Origin of the sequence: Synechococcus sp. JA-3-3Ab (genome assembly GCF_000013205.1) — a bacterium.
Classification (GTDB): Bacteria; Cyanobacteriota; Cyanobacteriia; order Thermostichales; family Thermostichaceae; genus Thermostichus.
Genome location: NC_007775.1, coordinates 1,762,514 through 1,783,446, shown reverse-complemented (window position 1 = coordinate 1,783,446; position 20,933 = coordinate 1,762,514). Strand labels below are relative to the sequence as shown.

21 protein-coding genes and 1 pseudogene are annotated in these 20,933 nt (G+C 58.5%); 9 read left to right on the top strand and 13 right to left on the bottom strand.

What is annotated here, in order from left to right; all coding sequences use genetic code 11:
• Nucleotides 1–5: 5 nt before the first annotated feature.
• The 8 genes from nusG to CYA_RS15085 form a co-directional block, all read right to left on the bottom strand.
• A complete protein-coding gene (gene nusG / locus CYA_RS08390) occupies nucleotides 6–677 on the bottom strand; it encodes a transcription termination/antitermination protein NusG (protein WP_011430608.1) in 672 nt (223 codons plus the stop codon).
• Between the two features lie 83 nt (nucleotides 678–760).
• Nucleotides 761–982, bottom strand: a complete 222-nt coding sequence (gene secE, locus CYA_RS08385; protein ID WP_228375513.1) for a preprotein translocase subunit SecE — start codon at nucleotides 980–982, stop codon at nucleotides 761–763.
• A gap of 146 nt (nucleotides 983–1,128) precedes the next feature.
• Nucleotides 1,129–1,482, bottom strand: a complete 354-nt coding sequence (locus tag CYA_RS08380) for a hypothetical protein (RefSeq protein WP_011430606.1) — start codon at nucleotides 1,480–1,482, stop codon at nucleotides 1,129–1,131.
• Nucleotides 1,473–2,234, bottom strand: coding sequence for a tRNA (guanosine(37)-N1)-methyltransferase TrmD (gene trmD, locus CYA_RS08375; protein ID WP_011430605.1), 762 nt, complete (start codon nucleotides 2,232–2,234; stop codon nucleotides 1,473–1,475). Before trmD ends, CYA_RS08380 begins: the two co-directional genes overlap by 10 nt.
• A 5-nt stretch (nucleotides 2,235–2,239) precedes the next feature.
• Complete coding sequence (locus tag CYA_RS08370) at nucleotides 2,240–2,659, bottom strand: hypothetical protein (RefSeq protein WP_049749759.1); 420 nt, start codon at nucleotides 2,657–2,659, stop codon at nucleotides 2,240–2,242.
• Between the two features lie 157 nt (nucleotides 2,660–2,816).
• Nucleotides 2,817–4,064 (bottom strand): RNA-guided endonuclease InsQ/TnpB family protein, encoded by a 1,248-nt coding sequence (locus CYA_RS08365; RefSeq protein WP_148203193.1) that lies wholly within the window; start codon nucleotides 4,062–4,064, stop codon nucleotides 2,817–2,819.
• Nucleotides 3,952–4,545 (bottom strand): IS607 family transposase, encoded by a 594-nt coding sequence (locus tag CYA_RS14155; RefSeq protein ID WP_011430602.1) that lies wholly within the window; start codon nucleotides 4,543–4,545, stop codon nucleotides 3,952–3,954. The genes CYA_RS08365 and CYA_RS14155 overlap by 113 nt, the downstream gene beginning before the upstream one ends.
• A 54-nt stretch (nucleotides 4,546–4,599) precedes the next feature.
• Nucleotides 4,600–4,749 carry a hypothetical protein gene (locus CYA_RS15085; protein WP_168173344.1) on the bottom strand — a complete coding sequence of 50 codons (150 nt, stop codon included), beginning with the start codon at nucleotides 4,747–4,749 and terminating at the stop codon, nucleotides 4,600–4,602.
• Nucleotides 4,750–4,836: 87 nt separating this feature from the next.
• Between CYA_RS15085 and CYA_RS08360 the strand changes: the two genes are divergently transcribed.
• From CYA_RS08360 to CYA_RS08345, 4 genes are all read left to right on the top strand, one after another.
• Nucleotides 4,837–6,009, top strand: coding sequence for a 5-(carboxyamino)imidazole ribonucleotide synthase (locus CYA_RS08360; RefSeq protein WP_041439083.1), 1,173 nt, complete (start codon nucleotides 4,837–4,839; stop codon nucleotides 6,007–6,009).
• Nucleotides 6,006–6,431, top strand: coding sequence for a hypothetical protein (locus CYA_RS08355; RefSeq protein WP_011430599.1), 426 nt, complete (start codon nucleotides 6,006–6,008; stop codon nucleotides 6,429–6,431). The genes CYA_RS08360 and CYA_RS08355 overlap by 4 nt, the downstream gene beginning before the upstream one ends.
• Nucleotides 6,432–6,437: 6 nt before the next feature.
• Nucleotides 6,438–6,965, top strand: a complete 528-nt coding sequence (gene rimI, locus CYA_RS08350) for a ribosomal protein S18-alanine N-acetyltransferase (RefSeq protein WP_011430598.1) — start codon at nucleotides 6,438–6,440, stop codon at nucleotides 6,963–6,965.
• A 528-nt stretch (nucleotides 6,966–7,493) separates the two neighbouring features.
• Entirely contained in the window at nucleotides 7,494–9,086 is a 1,593-nt protein-coding gene (locus CYA_RS08345) for a mechanosensitive ion channel (protein ID WP_148203192.1), read from the top strand.
• 109 nt (nucleotides 9,087–9,195) lie between these two features.
• Here the strand turns inward: CYA_RS08345 and cydB are convergent, their stop codons facing one another.
• Nucleotides 9,196–10,245 (bottom strand): cytochrome d ubiquinol oxidase subunit II, encoded by a 1,050-nt coding sequence (gene cydB / locus CYA_RS08340; protein ID WP_011430595.1) that lies wholly within the window; start codon nucleotides 10,243–10,245, stop codon nucleotides 9,196–9,198.
• 81 nt (nucleotides 10,246–10,326) lie between these two features.
• Entirely contained in the window at nucleotides 10,327–11,760 is a 1,434-nt protein-coding gene (locus tag CYA_RS08335; protein WP_011430594.1) for a cytochrome ubiquinol oxidase subunit I, read from the bottom strand.
• Between the two features lie 476 nt (nucleotides 11,761–12,236).
• Here CYA_RS08335 and mfd point away from each other — a divergent pair, with 476 nt between their 5' ends.
• Genes mfd through CYA_RS08320 form a run of 3 tightly spaced genes read left to right on the top strand, consistent with a single transcriptional unit; the run spans nucleotide 12,237 to nucleotide 17,525 of the window.
• A complete protein-coding gene (mfd, locus tag CYA_RS08330; RefSeq protein ID WP_011430593.1) occupies nucleotides 12,237–15,707 on the top strand; it encodes a transcription-repair coupling factor in 3,471 nt (1,156 codons plus the stop codon).
• A 46-nt stretch (nucleotides 15,708–15,753) separates the two neighbouring features.
• Nucleotides 15,754–16,746: an ABC transporter ATP-binding protein gene (locus tag CYA_RS08325; RefSeq protein WP_228375236.1), complete on the top strand. Its 993-nt coding sequence runs from the start codon at nucleotides 15,754–15,756 to the stop codon at nucleotides 16,744–16,746.
• A complete protein-coding gene (locus CYA_RS08320) occupies nucleotides 16,743–17,525 on the top strand; it encodes an ABC transporter permease (RefSeq protein WP_011430591.1) in 783 nt (260 codons plus the stop codon). Before CYA_RS08325 ends, CYA_RS08320 begins: the two co-directional genes overlap by 4 nt.
• A 7-nt stretch (nucleotides 17,526–17,532) precedes the next feature.
• Here the strand turns inward: CYA_RS08320 and CYA_RS08315 are convergent, their stop codons facing one another.
• The gene (locus tag CYA_RS08315) at nucleotides 17,533–18,018 is read right to left on the bottom strand and encodes an NINE protein (protein ID WP_228375234.1); all 486 of its coding nucleotides are present in this window, start codon (nucleotides 18,016–18,018) and stop codon (nucleotides 17,533–17,535) included.
• A 553-nt stretch (nucleotides 18,019–18,571) separates the two neighbouring features.
• Between CYA_RS08315 and CYA_RS08310 the strand changes: the two genes are divergently transcribed.
• Entirely contained in the window at nucleotides 18,572–18,847 is a 276-nt protein-coding gene (locus CYA_RS08310; RefSeq protein WP_099813128.1) for a hypothetical protein, read from the top strand.
• A 9-nt stretch (nucleotides 18,848–18,856) separates the two neighbouring features.
• Here the strand turns inward: CYA_RS08310 and CYA_RS08305 are convergent, their stop codons facing one another.
• The gene (locus CYA_RS08305) at nucleotides 18,857–19,378 is read right to left on the bottom strand and encodes a MarR family winged helix-turn-helix transcriptional regulator (protein WP_228375232.1); all 522 of its coding nucleotides are present in this window, start codon (nucleotides 19,376–19,378) and stop codon (nucleotides 18,857–18,859) included.
• A 203-nt stretch (nucleotides 19,379–19,581) separates the two neighbouring features.
• On the opposite strand from CYA_RS08305, the gene CYA_RS15080 reads away from it, so the two are divergent.
• On the top strand, nucleotides 19,582–19,815 hold the full coding sequence (locus CYA_RS15080; protein ID WP_187147179.1) for a hypothetical protein: 234 nt from the start codon (nucleotides 19,582–19,584) through the stop codon (nucleotides 19,813–19,815).
• A 28-nt stretch (nucleotides 19,816–19,843) separates the two neighbouring features.
• Here the strand turns inward: CYA_RS15080 and CYA_RS08300 are convergent.
• A pseudogene (locus CYA_RS08300) lies at nucleotides 19,844–20,783 on the bottom strand (RNA-guided endonuclease TnpB family protein); the annotation flags it as partial.
• Nucleotides 20,784–20,933 lie beyond the last annotated feature (150 nt).

Below are 20,933 nucleotides of genomic sequence, written 5' to 3'. Positions count from 1 at the left end.
CGCGGTTACACCTCTTTGCGCACTTGACCAAACTCTAATTCTACCGGAGTATCGCGCCCGAAAATCGAGATCAAAGCCTTGAGCTTGCCCCGCTCTGGGCTGACATCCACCACCTCGCCGTAAAATCCCTGGAAGGGGCCAGAGAGCACCTCGATGCGATCCCCAGGTGCCATGTCGATCTTGAGGGGCACTTCTTCCACCTCGACGCTGCTGAAGATGCGCTGGACTTCGCTGGGGCTAAGGGGCCGTGGCGTCACATGGCCGCGACCACGACCGTAGGCCCTTCTCTCTTCCGTGCCGACGAAGTTGATCACGTTGGGGGTGGTTTTCACCACCATCCAGGTGTCGTCGTTGAGATCCATGCGCACCAGCACATAGCCGGGAAAAATCTTTTCCTCTTGTTCCTGGCGCTTGCCGGATCGATCGAGCTTGAAGCCCGTCCGCTTCGGGATCACCACCTCGACAATCTGATCTGCCACATCCAGAGCCGCCGCCCGCTGCATCAGGGTGCTTTTGACTTTGTTTTCGCAGCCTGAAGCCACCTGCACGGCGTACCAGCGCAGGTTGCGGCGACCTTGACTTTCGCTTTCTTCCCCCTCCGCCGCCGTGCCCGCAGGCTCTAGGGGCTCGAGGCGGCCCCCCCGGCCTCTCCGCCGCTGCTCTGGCTCTGGGCTCATCACCTCACCTCCTCTCTGTATCTGTCTGTGTGCATGGGCCTCCTCTCCCCAAGTCCTTGGCAGGGGCCATCTGGGGAAAAACCTCACGAGAACAGTTGAGTGGCCAGCCAGCCGAACAGTTGATCGACCAGGTAGATGAACGAGGCGAAGGCCAACACAATCAGTAAAACTCCCACCGATTCGCTAATCAGTTGCTGGCGGCTCGGCCAAACAATTTTGGCCAACTCCGCACGGGTCTCTTGGAGAAAGCCTGGGATCCCTTTAGACTCAGTGGAACTGGAGTGGCCCCGGCTGGCGGGATCCAAACGCTGTTCCGTATCGGCTTTGCTAGAAGAGGTGCTTTTAACCACGGTGGTATCTCCTGATGGATCCCGAAAACGGTGCGCCACCTTTTAGCGCACGCAAGATCGGCTTAGCGATCTTAACAGATCTGTTGAGGGTGGGATCCCTCTCAAGGGTCGGGAGTGGACTCAGGCGTCAGCGCTCTGGGGGAGAGCACCAAAGGGCGGCGGGAGCAGTTGAATTGCTCTACCGCTGCGTCGATCCCGGCTTTGCTGTCCCAACGCGAGGCGGCATTTTGCCGGGAGAGAAACTCGGCGGCCCGCAGGAGGTCGTTCATGTCAATGCTGGTGCCGTCGAACAACTGGACGTTGCGGTCGCGGCGGATGGCCTCGTTGACATCTCCCCTTTGGGCCAGGGCAACTTCGGAGCTGGCCAGGATCCCCAGCAGAAGCAGACCCAGCGCTGCAGGGATCCCAAGCCGGCCAACAGGGGTGAAAGGGGAGCGGAGACGGTTTACAAACATCGATCCTGTTCCTCCACATCGGTGTGCTGCTCGGCCAGTCCCTCTGCCAGCAACTGTTGTTCTTCAGGCGTGAGGGGGCGTTTGGCCAACAGGTCTGGTCGCCTTCGCCAGGTGCGAACCAACTGCTGTTGCAGACGCCAACGGGCGATGGCTCGGTGGTCGCCTGAGAGAAGCACCGGCGGCACCTTGTGCCCTTGGAACTCCGGTGGACGGGTGTACTGAGGATACTCCAGTAGCCCCGTCTCGAAACTTTCGCTCCTCAGCGAATCTATCTTACCAACTGTGCCCGGCAAGAGCCGCACCACGCCGTTGATCAAGGCCAGCGCCGGGATCTCCCCCCCTGTCAGGACAAAATCGCCCAGCGACACCTCGCGGGTGGCCAGGTGTTGGCGGATCCGCTCGTCAAAGCCTTCGTACTGGCCACAGAGCAGGATGAGCTGCGCCTTTTGGGCAAGTTCTTGCAGCAGCGCCTGGTTCAGCGGTTGCCCCTGGGGCGTGAGCAAGATGATCTCGCAGGGATCCAGGCGGGGCAGGGAGGCGACGGCTGCAAAGAAAGGCTCTGGCTTGAGCACCATGCCCACCCCGCCCCCGTAGGGCTCATCATCGACCCGGCGGTGCTTGTCGGTGGCAAAGTCCCGCGGGTTGGTGCAGTGAACCTCGGCAATCCCCTGCTCTAGGGCCTTGCCCACCAGCCCGATGCGCAGCGGCGTTGCAAAAAACTCCGGGAAGAGGGTGATGACGTCGAACCGCACAAGACTTAGGAGGAGGCAGAGGGAGGTTCTGTGCGCAGCCGCTCTAGATCCAGGCGCAAAGACTCGATCTGGTGGATCAGTTCCATCAGCTCGGCCATCTCTTCTTTGGAGATAGGGGCAGAGCCGGCAGGGGAAGCCGTGGTCGGGGGGGTACTCTCAGCAGGAGCGGGCCTCTCGCTGTCTGGAACTGTGGCGGGGGCGTTGGCGGCTGGATCCCTGAGACTTTCAACGTAGCGGACAGCCTCCTGTTCGATCAGCTCCCCCTTTTGCTCCAGTTCTGCTGCCAGTTGTGCCAAGTCCATCGAGAGGCGGTTGAGGTTTTCGGCCCGCTTTTCCGGGTCTTGGAGGATCTCCACCAGGGCAGTGGCCGTGCCGTAAAAGATGTGGCGAGCCCGCGTGAACCAGTCAGAAGAGCGAGAACTCATGGCAGCAGTCAAAGGGGGTGGGGATCTCCATTCTAGGCAATGCCTGGCGGGTATTGCTTGAGGCGCTTGGAATATGAGAACGGGCTCAATCCACGGCGCGAATCTCGCCGCTGTTGAGCCGCTCCACAACCAATTCCAGCAGCTCGTGCTGATACATTTACGCTGAACACTGCTGAGCATTACTGTTCAGCGGTGAAGCGATAGCATTCTGTCCGTTTCCGTTGTCACTACGCGACGCTGACGCGACCGCGCTACTCGGACGGAGTCCAAACAGAAAGGCGGTATCCCGCAAAGCTCTGAGCATAACACCCAGAGCGCCTTGCCAATCTCGTGGTAGCCTATGGTTGCACTTCGGGCATCTAAACACCTTTGCGCCACCCAACTTGGTGTGGATGTGCCCGCACTTGGTACAGGTTTTGCTGGTGTACGCTTCCGATACTTCCACGACAACCACGTTTTTCTTCTTGGCTTGAAACTTCAGGAACTGCTTGAACCGATAGTGCGCCCAGGTGAGCATCGCCCTTGCTGTCTTGCTACCAAACTTCCTCCCTGCCTTGGCAACCATCTGGGCTGACTCGAAAGTGGGGAGGAATATCAATCGGTAGTTATCCGTTAGGAACGCCGCTACCTTGCGATGGCACTCGTCCACCAAGTTCCTGATTCTCTCCCGCAGACGAAACGCCGCTTGCCGCATTCGCCTACGCTTGGGTCTCGGCGCTTTACTCAGGCTGGATTGCAGATCGTCTAGGTGGTAGCACAGCCGAACGATCCTGCCAAAGTCTCCCTTGGCGATATCTACAAAGCCCGCCCCATCAAACCCTGTAAGGAAACTTCTTACTCCAGGATCAAGTGCGATCACCCCCTTTGCTAACGAACACTGCTCGTTCACGGGCTCAGGAAAGATGGCATACCATCTGTCTTTCACCCGCATTAGCTCAGTTCCACGTGCCCATTCTCTGGGCATCTCCTCGGATGCACGGAACGCCAAACCTCGGGTGAGTTTCGGATACCACGTCCCATTGCGAAAGTTGCCGGCGTTGAATTGCAGCGTATGCGACCTGTCCCGCACACTGCGAAACCTCGCGTCTTTGCTTCGGCGAAACGCCAACCACGCCTCGACGACCGCGTTCTGCTTGATGTGGCAGGGGGCGTCCTTCACCCACCCGGGCAGGTCGGAGCGCAGGATGATGTCCCGCAGCTTTCTGGCCGTTTTTGGGGCACCATGCTGGCGCTGATAGGCAATCGCTTGGTTGTAGCAGTACCGGCACGCCGCTTGCCACCGCTTCCAAACTTTAGCCAGCGCTGGCTCCGGATAAATCCGTATCTTTCTCGATTGCAGCCCGGTATTTTCTGAGTCCGTAGAGCCGACTGCTGAAGCAGTGCAGGATGGTGAGGATATCCTCAACCAGTTCCTGTTGGGGAGAAAGGTGATCGTCATCGAGAACCAAGATTTCGCACCCGTATTGACGGCAGTACCACTCAACGAACTCAAATCCAAACCGGCAGAGTCGATCCCTGTGAGCGACCACAATTGTTCCGACATCTCCCGCACGAACTCGTTCCAATAAGGCAAGGAACTTTGGTCTTTTGAAGTCGAGACCGCCGCCAATCTCTCCGACCACCTCGGCTCTAGGATAGAGGTCAACCAGTCTTGCAATCTGTCTCTCCAAGTCTGGTTTCTGCCCTCGACTGCTGACTCGGGCGTACAAAACGACTCGTTTGGCTTTCTTTGGCGTTCTGATGTAGCTGTCGAGGTCATACCTTCTTGCCCTACCAGATGGAGTACGTATTGCTTTGATCCAGCCTTTCTGTTCCCATCGCCTCAAGGTGTGGAGACACACCCCAAAATAATCCGCCGCTTCTCTCGGTTTTACATACCTAGCCATGCCAAGCAGCCATACTGAACATACTGTACATTATTTTCAGTATAGTCCAGCATATCATTGACTAGAGTCATGCTCTTCTGGGGAAACCTCTTGATCGGCTGCGACGGCATTGAGGATCTGCTGTTGTTCAGCGCGGGTTAAGACCTTATCTGCCAAAGCCCGGTCGATCAAAGCTCTGAGCTCAGAAGGTTGAGGGGGTTCCACCGTTTTTCTCCTAGCGCTAGAGGGCAAGGGATCCCATAATGGGTTTTGGATCCAAGCAGGCACACCCGTCAGTATAGCGAGACAGTGGTGGAACCCCAGGTATCCCCAAAAAACCAGAGCTTCCAACCGGTGGGGGTGATCGGCGGTGGGCAGTTGGCGCAGATGTTGGCTTTGGCGGCTCGCCCATTGGGGATCCCGCTGATTGTTCAGGCTGCCGCTCCTACCGATCCGGCGGTGGCCGTGGCCGACGGCGTGGTCTGGGGTGCCGTGACCGACACCCAGGCCACAGCCCAGTTGCTGCAACGCTGCCCGGTGGTAACTTTTGAGAACGAGTTCATCCCGCTGGCGGAGCTGCAAAAACTGGATCCGCAGGGATCCCGCTTTCGTCCTCGCCTGAGCACGCTAGAGCCGCTGCTGGACAAGTTGCACCAACGGCAGTTTCTGGCAGAGCTGGGGTTGCCGGTGCCGGCTTTTTGGCCGGCAGAGACGGCAGATCTATCTAGCCTGAGCTTTCCCTTGGTGCTCAAGCGGCGGCGGCAGGGCTACGATGGGCAGGGCACCCGCATCCTGCCCGACCCAGCAACCTTGCAACAGGCTCTGGCTGAGTATGCCGGGATCCCGCTGCTGGTTGAAGAGTGGATCCCGTTTGAGCGGGAGCTGGCGGTGATGGTGGCGCGAGGGCTGACGGGAGAAATCCAGATCTACCCCGTGGTGGAGACGGTTCAAGTTAACCAAGTCTGTCGCCACGTCTTGGTGCCCGCCCGCATCCCTTCCTCTGTTGAGGCCGAGATCCGGGATTTGGCGGTCAAGGTGATGGAAAAATTGGATGCGGTGGGCGTGTTTGCCATCGAGCTGTTCTGGGTGCCGCCGCCCCACCCCAAGGCCGGGATCTGGATCAACGAAATCTCGCCGCGGGTCCACAATTCCGGCCACTACACCCTGGAAGCCTGCCACACCTCACAATTCGAGCAACACCTGCGGGCCATCCTCGGCCTGCCCTTGGGGGATCCCTCCCTCAAGTGTGGGGGGGCAGTGATGGTGAACCTCTTGGGCTATGAGCACTCCACCAGCGACTATGCCGAGAAGCGGCAGCGCCTGGCCCAGCTCCCCAATGCCACGGTGCATTGGTACCACAAAACCCCCGCCCGCCCAGGGCGAAAACTGGGCCATGTAACCGTCTGTCTGCCGACTGCTCCCTCTCCTTTCGAAGCAGCAGCCCTTGTTCGCACCCTCGAATCCCTCTGGTACCCCCAGCCATGAGCCAAGCGCAGGATCCCTCCTTCTCCCCAGACATTCAAGCCCTGATCCAGGCGATGCAACGGCGGGATGTGCCCGCGGTAGCTCAGCAGGTCAACGGCCTCTCCCCTCAAGAGCGCCCCGCCGTGTTGACCCCTGCCCTTCGATACCTCGCTGGGGTGGATCCCGCCAGCGCCCAGTGGTTTGTTCGCCACCTCATGGCCCCTGCCGTCAAAGCGCAACTGCGAGAAGGGATCCTCAAAGCCGCCCAAGATTACCTGCAAGAGGCCGGCTTCCAAGAAGGGATCGATTACGAGCTCAAGCCCCATCCCCAATCGGGGGGTCAGATCTTAAGCCTTAGCCGCCGAGCCCTGCCCTATGCCGCCCCCGATGACGATCCCTTTGGGCAGTTGTTGCTGGCCGAGTTCTGCGAATTGCGGGACTAGACCACCATGAGCGGTACGAGTTATCGGCTGCAGGTGCTCGACCTCACCGCCCTGCCCCAATTGCTGGAGCTGGATCGCCGCTGCTACGGCGGATACTGGGGAGAACAGGGCTATCGCGCGGAGCTGGAAAGACCCAGCAGCACGGTGATCGGGGTTGTGGCGGAACCGGCTGCCGCTGGCGCTTCCTGTGGCTTGGGCCGAACGGAGTTCCCCCCTCCCTCTCCAGACCTCGCGACGCAAACGACCCAAGCGCTCGTGGGCTTTGGCATCCTCTGGCGCATCGAAGAAGAAGCCCACATTATCTCGTTGGCGGTGGATCCCGACCATCGGCGGCGCGGCTTGGGCCGCAGGATCCTGGAGGAGCTGTTCAATCACGCTCGAGCCGCAGGCTGTCGCTGGGCCACGCTCGAGGTCAGAGCCTCTAACCACGCCGCCATCCACCTCTACGAATCGGCAGGGTTTCAATTGCTGGGACGCCGCAAGGGCTATTACAGCGGAGAAGATGCGCTGGTCTATTGGAAAAAGCCAATCTAGAAAAGCAACAACACTGAAAATTTGTGGAAGTTCGCAACCAGATCCCTAGACAAACCGGCAGCCAAGTCTGGCAATCCTACAGAAGATCAATATCGACAGAGCTTTAACTGCCCGGCTGAACTTGTCGTTATTTTGTAGGTTTTGTAGATCATTCAGATTTCCTCTTCTCCTGGACGCAAGCTGCCAGATGTAACTTTTTTAGGCAAAATTTGGCTACAGCCAATTAGGAGCATCTTTTGCGATTTAAGATTGCAATTAGATAAATGGCTGCGGACAATCTGACGATAGGCCAAGACATACTACAACCTAAGCAGACCCCCCTGTTCAGTGGCACCCCTGGAGCCTCGGCCAATTTCCTAGGCTGATGTGAATAAACGTAAAGTTTTACATCGAGATTCAGCACTCCTGCTTAAATTCGTGCTTTCCCCCCCCCCCCCCTGTCGGGCCAGCTTGCCTGAAAAAGCGCTTCAGGCTAACCTACTCTTATCATTTGTGCATCCTGAGCATTTGCAAGCTGTGAGGACAGTCATGGACACCTCGAGAAACACCATTGGGGATGAGACCATCTCTTTTTTCGTGAGTCTTTGGTCTAGGCTTATCGACTTTATGCCCAATCTCCTTGCGGCGATTGTCATCTTAATTCTGGGTTGGATAGTGGCCATGGCAGTAGCCTTCGGCGTTAGAGGACTGCTCAAAAGGACGCAACTGGGCAATCGCTTGGCTGCTTGGGTTTTGGGCCAAAAGCCCGGCGAGAAGCTGCCCCAAACGGAGCGCTGGGTGGCCGCTGCCGTCTACTGGGTGATTCTTGCTTTTGTGTTGGTGGCGGTACTGAATGCCCTGCAGCTTCAAGCTGTCTCCGATCCGCTCAACAGGTTTTTGGGGGAAATCTTCGTTTATCTGCCACGGGTGGGTGGGGCGCTGGTGCTGCTGGCTGTGGGCTGGGCGGTGGCTACAGTTGCCCGGCTGGCAGTCATCCAGGGGCTGCGGCGTTTCAACCTCGATGAGCAGTTGGCCCGGCCTCTACAGCAGGAAAGCGCTGCCGGTGAGGCAGGCGTAGAAGGAACCCCGACCGGCCAAGAGGGAGGTACAGAGGTCACCCCTTTCCTACTGAATGAAACCTTGGGCAATGCCCTTTACTGGCTGATTCTGCTGTTCTTTCTGCCGATCATCCTGGATACCCTGAACCTACAGGGGCCGCTGCAGCCAGTGCAAAACCTGCTGGATCAAATCCTGTCGATGGTACCCCGCATTTTGGGAGCGCTCATCATCGGTGTGGGGGGCTGGTTTCTAGCTCGCATCGTGCGTGGGATCGTTTCCAATTCCAATTTGTTTAACCGCTTGGGGGCACGCTTTGGCATTCCCCAGCTGGCCCAAACGGTGGGCACAGTGGCCTACGTCTTGGTGTTGATCCCGGCAGTGATTGCCGCCCTCAAGGCCCTGGAAATCCGGGCCATCTCCGATCCAGCGGTGGCGATGCTGGAGCAGGTGTTGCGGGCCATTCCCCGAATTGCAGGATCTGCTCTCATCCTGGCCGTGTTCTACTGGCTGGGGCAGTTTTTGGCTGGCTTGGTGACCCAGTTGCTGCAGGCAATCGGTTTCGACCGCTTGGCTGCCGGCCTTGGTTTGCCCTCGGCCCCTGCTCCTGAAGCTCCCGCCGCCGAAGGGGATCCCTCGGCGTTGGCGAAGCGGCGCACCCCCTCTGAGATTGCCGGCTTGGTGGTCTGGGTGGGCGTGGTCTTGTTCGGGGCGGTGCCGGCGGTGGAGTTGCTGCAGTTTGCCGCTTTGACCGACATCGTCCAGGGGCTGTTGCTGATTTCCGGTCGGGTGCTCATCGGCGCCCTGGTGTTCGGGATCGGCCTTTACCTGGCCAATTTGGCCCATTCCATGATCAAGAGCTTGGGCAACCCCTCCTCAGGGGTGCTGGCCCAGGCGGCGCGGGCGGCCATCCTGGTCTTTGTCGGCGCCATGGCCTTGCAGCAGATGGGCGTGGCCACCGATATCGTGGTGCTGGCCTTTGGCTTGGTGCTGGGCGCGATTGCCGTCGCGGTGGCCTTGGCTTTTGGCTTGGGAGGTCGCGATGTGGCTGCCGAGCAAATCCGGCAGTGGCTTAAGCGGGAGTGAAGTCTTGGAGACGGTTAACCCTGTCTAGCTTCCCAGAGCTGCAAGATAAAAGCCTGCCCCGCCTGGCAAAACGTCCGGCGGGGTTTCAATTGGATTGCGCTGAGACCTTTTAAGCTGCTTCCGGAACTTTGGCCTCTTCTGCTGCTGCTTCCTGCACCACAATTTTGCCGCGGAACACCACGTAGTTGTAGATGTTGTAGGACAAGATAACCGGGATCAAAAAGCCAATAAAGGTAAGCATAAACACCAGCGAACTGGGAGAAGCTGCTGCCTCGTAGATGGTGACGCTGGGAGGAATAATGTTGGGGAAAACCATAAACCCCAGGCCAATAAAAGAAAGGGCAAAGATGAGAAAGGTATAAACCAACACGCTAGTTTCTTCTCGCCGGCGCAGGCTGCGCAGCAACAGAGCCACCAACAAAAGCCCCAAAACGGGGATGGCAGCAAAGATATAGAAAAGAGGAGGCGAGAAAAGTTGGGAGCGCGCTTGCTCCGACATGATGGGGGTGCTGATGGTGATAAACACTGCCCCCAGCAACGTTGTCCAGGTGGCGATGGTTGCCGTTTTGTAGTAGGTTTTCTGGAGTTCCCCCGTGGTCTTCACAATTAAGTAGGCCGAGCCAACTAAGACATAGCCCTGAATCAGGGTGAGGGCCACCAACACTGTCCGCCAGGTCAGCCAATCCCAGGGGCTGCCGGCAAAGTGGCCGGCTTCATCAACGCGGATCCCTTCGAAGACGCTGCCCAGGGCAAACCCCTGGCCCAGCGCCGCCAAAAAGCTACCCACCCCAAAGGCCAGGTTCCAGACCAGCTTGTTGTCGGCGTTTTCCCGAAACTCGAAGGAAACGGCCCGCAAGATCAGGCCCACCACCATGATCACCAGCGGAATGTAGAGGGCATTGAGGATGGTGGCGTAGGCGAGGGGAAAGGCTCCAAATAGGGATCCCCCCATGAGTACCAGCCACGTCTCGTTGGCATCCCAAACATTGCCCAAGCTGGTCATGAGAATGCTGCGGCGCGTCTCGCTGGAAGCCGTCAGGGAGAGGATGCCCACTCCCAAGTCAAATCCATCCAGCAAGACATAAAGGAATAGGAATAGACCGAGGATAAAAAACCAGACTTGCGGCAAAAACTGCTGTAAAGGCTCGAAGGATTCCATGGTCCTTCCCTCCGCTTTAGGTATTTCTAGCCAGGCTAGTTCGAGACAGTTCCCAACTGCGATGTCGCCTGGGCAGCGGCGCTACCGAGCTTCCGCCGGACGGCGATCCGGCTCGTGGCGAGCAGGCTCGATCACGATCACCGGCTGGGTTGCCGGAACGGGGGCAGGCAGCTCCAGATTAGGCCCTTTGCGGATGATGCGGCTGCCAAAGTAAAGAGCGGCCACGAAAAACACCGTGTACAAGGCGCTCAGGCCGACCAAAGAAAACAGCACCTCTCCTGGCGGCAGCGGCGAAACCGATTCCGCCGTGCGCAGTTGCTCGTACACAATCCAGGGCTGCCGGCCCACACAGCGGACGATCCAACCGGTCTCCACGGCAATGTAGCCCAGCGGGCCAGCGAAGACCCAGGCCCACATCAGCCACTTCTGCTGGGAGAGGGCCTCCGCCGACAGCTTGCCCCTCAGCCACTGGATTAAGGTAACCCCCATAAGCCCGGCCAGAAAGAGGCCAATGGCCACCATCGTCCTAAAGGAGTAGTAGATCAGGCCAATCAGGTGAGGACGATTTTGCGGCTCCCAAGCCTTCAAACCATAAACCGGTCGATCCAGCCTGGGCTTAAACTCCAGCAGATAGCCCAGCGCGCCAGGGATCTTCACCTCCCACTCGTTGCGCTCCTCTCGGTCGTTGGGCAAGGCCAACAGGCTCCAATCCGCCCGCTCGCCGGCGGGGATCGTCTCCCACTGCGCCTCCATGGCCGCCAGCTTGGCCGGTTGATAACGATACACTTGCTCCGCGCTCAAGTGGCCGATAAACACCTGCAAGGGGGCCACCACCAGAGCCATCGCCAGGACCACTTTGAGGGAACGGGAAAAAAACTCGCCATGCCGCCCCTTGAGGATGTACCAGGCACTGATGCCACCAACCACAAACAAAGAAGTCTCCAGGGTGGCAAAGAACATGTGGAGAAAGCTGTTGAGCATAAAGGGATTAAAAATGGCCTGCAGGTAGTCGCGCACCACAAATTTTCCATCGACAAATACCCCACCTGCCGGCGTCTGCAGCCAAGAGTTGGCCGTCAGGATCCAAAAGGTGGATAAGTTGGCGCCAAAGGCCACCAGGATTGTCGAGATCCAGTGAATCACCGGCGGGACACGCTCCCAGCCGAACAGCATGATCCCCAGAAAGCTGGCCTCCAGCATAAAAGCCATCGTGCCTTCAAACCCCAGGATGGTGCCGAAAAAATCTCCCACTGCTTCGGAGAAGGGCGCCCAGTTCATGCCAAACTGAAAGGCCATCGGCAAGCCTGAGGCCACGCCAATGCCAAAGTTCAACACATAGAGTTTTGACCAGAAACGAGCGTGACGATAGTAATCTAAGTTGCGGGTTTTTAGCCAAAGCCCCTCAATCACAACGAGATAAATGGCCATCCCCGTTGTTAAAACCGGCCACAACATGTGAAAAATGGCCGTGAGGGCAAACTGTAGACGAGAAAGGGCAACGGTATCTAGAAACATGATTTGTACCAAGCTTAGATGAATTGGCCAATACAGCTTTTTCCGACAACATCCTCTGCAGTTGACGCAGCTACACCTCTTGCATGAAAAACATCTTGCTCCCTAGCAGACATTGGATGAGGCCGGGAAAGCCCTGATTTTTGTTCCTTCTAACATCGAATCTTGGCTAAGACAATTGACAGGCCGTCCGACTCTAAAGGTTAATTTTAGGATTCTGGAAGTGTGAACCCTTTTTTGTAATTTAGACTACAAGACAAAGAGCGCACTGCGAACCTAGCGGCCAAAGCCTGGCAGGCCGCTAGTATAGGATTTTGGTCTTTTTCGTCTTTAAACAACAAAACTGTTGTCTTGTTGTATAGATCCAGGAGCGCTTCCCGGCAAGGGACGACTGCCGGTCTACAGTGGCGGCAGACGGCTGCTGATCGTCCCTGGAGCTTGCCAGAATTGGGATCCCAGTTTGCAGTGTGGGGTGGAAGATGTCGTTTATCCCGCTGGTGCGCTTTCTGGCCCAATCTGGCTTGATGCAAGAGCTGGCCGCCCGGTTGAGATCGCAGCGACAGGCAGATCTGCAGGGGGCAGGGCGGATCCCGAAGGGGTTGATCGCCTCGGCTTTGGCCCAGCAGGAGGGAAGATCCCTGCTGGTGGTGACTGCCACTTTGGAAGAGGCGGGCCGCTGGACGGCGCAACTGGAGGGCATGGGCTGGGAGAGCGTGCAGCTTTATCCCACCTCCGAGGCTTCCCCTTACGAGCCGTTTGACCTGGAGCCGGAGCTGGTGTGGGGTCAGTTTCAGGTGCTGGCCGATGGTCTCCAGGGGAAGAAGGGCATGGCCATTGTGGCCACGGAGCGGGCCCTCCAACCCCACCTTCCCCCTCCAGAGGTGTTTCGGGCCTTTTGCCTCAAGCTGGAACCCGGCCTGGAGATGTCGCCGCAGCAGTTGGGGCAGCAGTTGGCTCGTCTGGGCTATCGGCGGGTAAGCCTGGTGGAAAGCGAAGGGGAGTGGAGCCAGAGAGGCGATATTCTCGACGTTTTCCCGGTGGCCTGCGAGTGGCCGGTGCGCCTGGAGTGGTTTGGCAACGAGCTGGAGCGGCTGCGGGAGTTTGACCCGGTGAGCCAGCGCTCTCAAGACGGGATCCCCTACGTCTGGCTGACCCCCACTGGCTACGGACCCATCCTCTGGCCGGCTCTGCAGGAAAAAGCCGATCAGCTCTCCCAGGGCCTACGGCAGCAGTTGGAGCAGTCGCCCACCCCCCCGGAGGGCTTGCGCCGTTTTCTCGGCCTGCTCTACACCCCTCCCGCCAATCTGCTCAGCTATCTGGATCCCACCACCCTCATCCTGATCGACGAGCCGGAGCAGTGCCAGGCCCACAGCCAGCAGTGGCTCTACCACGCCCAAGAACAGTGGAAACAGGCCCAGGTTGCGGAGCCGGCTCTGCAGCCCTTTCACCGCCCCTTCGATCTCCATGCTCCCGACTGGGATCCCTTCCCCTGCCTGTTGGCCCGCACCTTTGCCCCTGCTGGCGAAGCCGAAGCTGCCCTTGACCTGAAAAGCCGGGCCGTTCCCGCCATCCCCCACCAGTTTGGATCCCTGGCCAAAACCCTGCGCGAGTACCGCAAGCAGCAGTTGCAGGTGTGGATCCTCTCTGCCCAGCCCTCCCGCACCGTGGCCCTGCTGCAGGAACACGACTGCCCGGCCCAGTATGTGCCCAACCCCAAAGACTTCCCCGCCATCGAGCGCCAGCTCCAGTCCTACACGCCGGTGGCCCTGAAGTACTCCAGCTTGGCAGATCTGGAGGGGTTTCTCCTGCCCACGCTGGGGTGGGTGGTGCTCACCGACCGGGAGTTTTTCGGCCAGCACAGCCTGGCCACCCCCACCTATGTGCGCAAGCGCCGCCAGGCCAGCTCCCGCCAGGTGGATCCCAACCTGCTCAAGCCGGGGGATTTTGTTGTCCACAAGGCCCATGGCATCGGCCAGTTCTTACGGCTGGAAAGCCTCACCATTGGCGGCGAAACCCGAGAATACCTGGTCATTCAATACAGCGATGGCTTGTTGCGGGTGGCTGCCGACCAGGTCAACTCCCTCTCGCGCTACCGGGCTAGCAGCGATGGGCCACCTGCCCTGCACAAAATGTCCGGCAGCACCTGGGAAAAGACCAAACAAAAAGTCAAAAAGAGTCTGAAAAAAGTGGCCTTTGATCTCCTGCAGCTCTACGCCAAACGGGCCGAGCAGGAGGGCTACGCCTTCCCCCCGGATTCCCCTTGGCAGCAGGAGTTTGAGGAGTCTTTTCCCTACCCCCTGACGCCGGACCAAATTCGCGCTGTCCAGGAAATCAAGCGGGATATGGAGTCCCCTCGCCCCATGGATAGACTGCTGTGTGGCGATGTGGGCTTTGGCAAAACGGAGGTGGCCATCCGCGCCATCTTTAAGGCCGTAACCGCCGGCAAGCAGGTAGCTCTTCTAGCGCCAACCACCATTCTCACTCAGCAGCACTACCACACCCTCAAAGAGCGCTTTGCCCCCTACCCCATTCAAGTGGGCCTGCTCAACCGCTTCCGCACTCCCGAAGAGAAAAAAGAGATCCTGGCCCGCCTCAAAAGTGGCGAACTCGATGTCATTGTGGGCACCCACCAACTTTTGGGCAAGGATGTGCAGTTTCGCGATTTGGGTCTTCTGGTCATTGACGAAGAACAGCGCTTTGGCGTCAACCAAAAAGAGAAAATTAAACTCCTCAAAACCCAGGTGGATGTGCTCACCCTTACGGCTACCCCCATTCCCCGCACGCTGTACATGGCTTTGTCGGGGTTGAGGGAAATGAGCCTGATCCAGACTCCCCCGCCCTCGCGGCGCCCGATTAAAACTCACCTTTCTCCCTACAATCCTGAGGTCATTCGCACGGCTATCCGCCAAGAGTTGGATCGCGGCGGGCAAGTCTTTTATGTGGTCAACCGCATTGAAGGGATCGAAGAGACCAGCGCCAAATTGCGGGAATGGGTGCCCGGTGCCCGCATTGCCATTGCCCATGGGCAGATGCCGGAAGGGGAGCTGGAAGCGACCATGCTGGCTTTTAACAACGGAGAAATCGATATCTTGGTCTGCACCACCATTATTGAATCCGGTTTAGATATTCCCCGTGTCAACACTATTTTGATCGAAAATGCCCAGGAGTTTGGTCTGGCTCAGCTTTACCAATTGCGAGGACGGGTGGGCCGGGCCGGGATCCAAGCTCATGCTTGGCTGTTCTACCGAGAAGATGGCATCCTCACCGAAGAGGCCCGCAAGCGCCTGCAGGCCATTCAGGAATTTACCCAACTGGGATCCGGCTATCAGTTGGCGCTGCGGGACATGGAAATTCGCGGCATTGGCAACCTCTTGGGAACTCAGCAATCCGGACAACTCAACGCGGTGGGCTTTGATCTCTACTTGGAGATGTTGCAAGAGGCGATTCGAGAAATTCGCGGCCAAGAGATCCCGCAGGTGGAAGACACGCAAATTGACCTCAATATAACGGCCATGATCCCGCAGAGCTATATCCCTGACGAAGATCAAAAGATGCAGGCCTATCGCCAATTGGCGGCTGCCGGCTCTCGGGTCGAACTGTTGCAAATTGCCCAGGAATGGCAGGATCGCTTTGGCCCCTTGCCCAAGCCCACCCAGGAGCTGCTGCGGGTGATGGAGCTGAAGATTTTGGCCCGCACGCTGGGCTTTTCCCGCATTAGGCCGGCCAAGGAGCATGTGCTTTTGGAAACCCCCATGGAGGAGCCGGCCTGGAACCGCCTCAAGGAAGCCCTGCCGGCCCATTTGCAGTCTCGCTTTGTCTATCAGCCGGGCAAGGTGACGGTGCGGGGCCTGGGAATGGTGCCTGCGGCCCAGCAACTGGAGAACCTTTTGCAGTGGCTGGACAAAATGAGCTTGGCCCTGATGGAAGCCCGGATCCCAACAGCCACCTAGTCCTGGCTGCGGGGGGGCTGGGCTCTGCCGTGAGAAACTGGGATGGATGGCCGGCCCTTCTCGGGTGGAACTTTTGCACTCCCTTTTGCCTCGTGTTTGCCCCATGAAGGTTCTAGAAGCCCACCACCTTCAGAAAACCTACCGGCAGGGGGGCAAGGAGGTTCGGGCAGTGGTGGATGTCTCCCTGGCGATTGCGGCAGGGGAGATCCTGGCTTTTCTGGGGCCCAACGGGGCCGGCAAGACCACCACCATCAAGATGATCGCCGGGCTGATCCAGCCCGATGCCGGCAGCGTGCGCATCCTGGGGCGGGATCCCCACGCCGATCCGGGTGCGCTGGCCCAGGTGGGAGCGGTGCTGGAAGGCAATCGCAACCTCTACTGGCGGCTTACCCCCTTGCAAAACCTGGAGTACTTTGGCGTGCTGCGGGGGTTATCCCCCAGAACGGCTCGCCAACGGGGGGCAGAGCTGCTGGAGACCTTTGGCCTGGGGGAGAAGCGGGATGTTGCCGTGCAAACCCTTTCGCGGGGTATGCAGCAGAAGGTGGCCATTGCTGTTGCCCTTCTGCACCAGCCGGCTCTGCTGTTGCTGGATGAGCCTACCTTGGGGTTGGATGTAGAAGCCGCCCAAGCGGTGAAATCCTTGATCCGCCAAATTGCCGCTTCAGGTCGGGCCATTCTCCTCACCACCCACCAACTGGATATAGCCGAGGCGCTCTCAGACCAAGTGGCTGTGATCGAGCGGGGGATAATTATTGCCCAAGCTCCCACGCAGGAGATGATCCGGCAGTTTGCCGGCGCCGCCGGCTCTTACCGGATTGAGTTGGAGCAGAAGCTGGATCCCAGCCGGGCGGAACGCCTGGCCCAGCAAGGGGTGGAGATCCTGGGATCCCATCAGCTGCGCTTCAGCGGCTCCTCGGAGACTTTGTATCAGGTGCTGGAGATCCTCAAGCCCTTGCCCTTGCTCAGGATCAAGCGCGAGGAAGCGGATCTCACCCACATTTTCCTCAAGCTGTTGAAAAGGAGAAGGGAGCAGGGATGAGGCCACTGCTGTACCTATTTTGGGCCGAGCTGAAGCGGGCCTGGATCCAGTACATCCGCTATCCGGCAGAAGCCCTGGGCGGGATCCTGATCACCACTTTTTTCTTCTATGCCCTCTTTGCCGGCGCTCAGTATGTGGCGGGGCCGGCCTCGCAGTTTGGACAACGGCTGGATGCGGTGGTGATTGGCTATGTGCTCTGGACGCTGGTCATTTTTGTGGTCAACGACATTGCCCTCAACCTGCAGGTGGAAGCCCAGACAGGCACCTTGGAGCAGGTGTTGCTCTCGCCCTTTTCGGCGGCCACCCTGTTTTTGGCGCGGGCCTGCGCCAGCTTGGTGCTGCGCTTTTCAACCGTTGTCGTTATCTTGGGGATCATCCTGTTGCTTACCGGCAGCCGGCTGCACTTTCCCCCCACCCTGTTGTTGCCGTTGGCGAGCGTGGTGCTGGGGGCCTATGGCTTCTCGTTTTTGCTGGGATCCGCCGCCTTAATCTGGAAGCGCATTCAACAGCTGCTGATCCTGAGCCAGTTTGGCCTCCTCTTTCTCCTGGCTACCCCCACGGAGGAGTGGTCGGGATCCCTGAAGTGGCTGGGACAGATGCTGCCCATGACGGCGGGGGCCGGCTTGCTGCGAGATGTGATGGTGCGGGAGGCGGGTTTGGATCCCTTGCGGCTGCTCATGGCTCTGGCCAGCGGCGTGTTCTACTTCGCCTTGGGGCTGCTGGCCTTTCGCCGGGCGATGCAGCTAGCCAAACAGCGCGGCATCCTGGGATCCCAGTAGGACGTTGTCAGAGGGAGCGTCGGTCGCCAGGGGAGCGCAACAGGTGAGGGAAGTGGTACTCCACGGCGCCGGTGGTTAGGTTGTTCTCGGGGGAGGCGATGCCCCGGCGGCTCAGCTCTCGCAGCGCCTTTTCAATCTCGTCAAAATCAGCAGGCAGTTCGATGGCGATCTCCGAGAGGGTGAGGATCCCCTGCCGCTGCTGCGCCAGCCGCAGGATCTCCCGCATCAAAGCCTGACCCTTCAAAGGCTGAGGCGGCGCCGAGACCCCCTTGGCGGGAGCCGGAGAGGGGCGGATCCCCTGCAAGACGGCCAGCTTGAAGTTGTGGTCGTCCACCATGCCTGGGATCAGAAACAGGTCGATCAACTGGCCAAAGCCCAAGAGCCCAAAGGTCAAAAGCCAGAGAAGGCCCGTCACAGTCTTGCCCAAGTAGAGGCGATGGACACCGCAGATGCCGAATATGCCCAGCGCCCAGAGGAGCATGACTCTAGTCAATAATAAGCTCAACTATACTGAAAATAATGTATAATATGTTCAGTACGGATTACTACCAGTTGATCTTTCTGTTTACTTTCGAGTCTGCCAACATGGTAGCCAAAGCAAAGCAGAAAATTGGTAGTAAGACGACACGGAAACTGCGCTTTGGGTATTCTACTCAAAGCTTTGCGGGATACCGCCATTCTGTTTGGACTCCGTCCCGCTAACGCGAATGGAAACAAGCAGAATGCTATCGCTGCATAGTTGAACAGTGATGTTCAGCAGTGTTCAGTGTAAATGTATCAGATAGGCAATACCGACCGATTTGGGCTCGGCGGGGAGCAGCAGGTAGCGAGAGCTCATAGGGACTCGTCCAGAAGAGGTGGGGCAGGTAACCCTAGTCTGCCATCTTTTGCGTTGGACAACCCTCCTTCCCCTGTCCTAAAAAGCAGGCCTGGATGTGGCTTCAAGCAGAAAAGAGCCTGAAAATGGGATCCAACCCTTCCATCTTGCAAAACTTCGTCACACTGAGGAAGCGGGGGTCACGCCTACCGAAGGCCAAGGAAGCTCGATGCTTGAGCCCATCTTGATCGGGTTGAGTGCTGTGCTCTGGGGCCTCCTCTGGGGCTACGCCACGCTGCTGGTCCTGCTGGTGAACTTCAAAGAACAGGGATCCGTTTACGCCTACCCCATGCAGGCCGTGCTGGATCGCTTTGTGGAATCGCTGGGGCTGGGCTGGCTTAAGGATCTACATGCCATGCAACTGCAGCCGCTGCGCCGGATTAGCTACGCCCTCTTTGCCGCCGTTACCCTGGGCGTCGTCTTGATGCTCTGGGTCTTGGGGTAAGAGGCCTCCTCAACAATCCTGGGTCTGCCCCCGAGGGAGATGGAAAATAGACTGCAGCTTTTTCAGGCAAGCCTGGATCTGGGCCATCTCTTCTGGATCCAACTTCTGAAAGCGCTCCTTTAGGTAGGCCACATGGGCCGGGAAAACCTGCTCAAACAGTTTTTCCCCCTCTTCGGTAAGCACGATCTTGAAGCAGCGGCGGTTTTCTGGGGGTACCTCGCGGCGCACCAACCCCTTCTGCTCCAGGCGATCCACGATCCCGGTCAGCGTCCCCTTGGTAACCAGTGTCTTCTGGGCCAGGACATTCATCGTCAGGCCGGGGGTGTTGCCGAGGGTTACCAACACGTCAAATTGGGGGGCAGTCAGCCCCATCTGCCGAATGTGAGCGCCGGCGTAATTTTCAAAGGCTTGGTAAGCCCGTGCCAGATCCCTCAGCAGCCCCAAAAAAGGCTCCCGCGCCGCCACCACCGAGGGCTTGAGGGCCTCGCCTTGGGGAAGCGGAGAGGACAGAGACTCAGCAGAACTGGGCATCACTGCAGATCGTCGAACGAGACTAATCCATCCGACAAGAACAGTTTTGGCTTCATGATAGCCGACTGCAATATAGTCCTAATGCAAATTGACGGCCATTACGCCAACTCCATGAAGCTATTCCATCCCAAGGCAGCGTACAAGAGCTCTCTCCATATCCAGAGGGGGCTTAGGGAAGCGGGGCGAAGACCGGAAACGGCCCAGTGTGTTTCCAGCTTATTTTCAGCGACCTCGAGCCTCAGCCCTGGGGATCCCGGCTGCGTCTGGGCGGATCCCTCGGACGAGATGTCGCCATCTGGCTGCTGCGGCTGCGGAAGTTGGATAGTAAACTACCCGACTCCGACCGCCCCCCTTCCCCCCGTATACGGGGGGATGTAGGGCGGCTGGTTTACAGCAGCCCCCAAAAGTGCAATGACATAGGCGCTACGCTTCGCTGATGCTAACGCTCCGTTGTAGTCTGCGTCCCACCACAACCTTCACCCCAGCCCGCAGCGCCTTGTAGTACACAAACTGCCTCAGTTGATAGAACGCCCAACTATTGGACCGCCGACGCTCGGTTTTGTTGCGCGGCTGTGAGTTGACACGCTCTCTGATTCCAGTGAGGTCTGCCCAGGCAATCGTGCTATCGGTCGCCTTTGCCCTGGAAACAATAGCCTTGGAGATGCAGGGATTGACCCAGGTTTGCAAGCGTCTCTCCTGACCAGACAGCCGTTGCAGCAGTTCCCGACATCTCCGCCGTGAACTGCGTCTGCCCTGACTGGCTTTTTGTTGGAGGATCGCTCTCAACCAGAAGTAGTGGTCTCTGACCTGGTTCAACGGCTGTCCATGCCAGTTATCCCCCTCTGAGGTGTGTGCAATGTCTTTTCTACCCAAGTCCACCCCCATGACCTTGGCGGTGTTTTGCGGCTCCGGCAGGTCATGCTCCACACAAATCTGGATGGAGTAAGAACCCTCTTTGCGTTTGACCACCGTGGCCGATTGGGGATTGGTGCCGGCCAGCATCCCTCGTTGATAGTTGCCGATGGACAGCTCCAACCGTTCCCGCCCCTCAACGGTGGTGAGCGATACTGTCCAGTCTTTCGCTCGGAAGGAGAAGATGCGGGCAGCGTAGGTCACGAAGCCCGCCTTGAAGGCTTTGACCGGACGGTTTTTTCTGGCTGGCAGTCTTGCGGGCAGATACCACCCATCTGCATACCTGTTGTGCCAGGTTGCTGGATAGGCCAAAGCGGGCACGGATGTCGCGGTAACCCAGAGATTGGAGCTTAAGGGCGTTGAGGATCTTCTCCGGCGTGTTTTGGTTGACCCAGTTCAAGGCCTGCACAAAGGCGTCCAGAGTCGCATCCAGCTTGGCGGCTTGGGAATTAGATACCTTGAGCTTGCAGGAGATGGTCAGGACTTGAGTCATGCTGTGATGGTACATCAACAGACCGCATTTCTCCCGTCACTGACCGGCCCGGCCCCCGGCCCCCCAGTCCCCCCGTATACGGGGGGGATATAGGGGGGTACGGAGCAGGGCTCCTGCGGCTTCTAGCTGAATGGAAAATCACCATCGAGG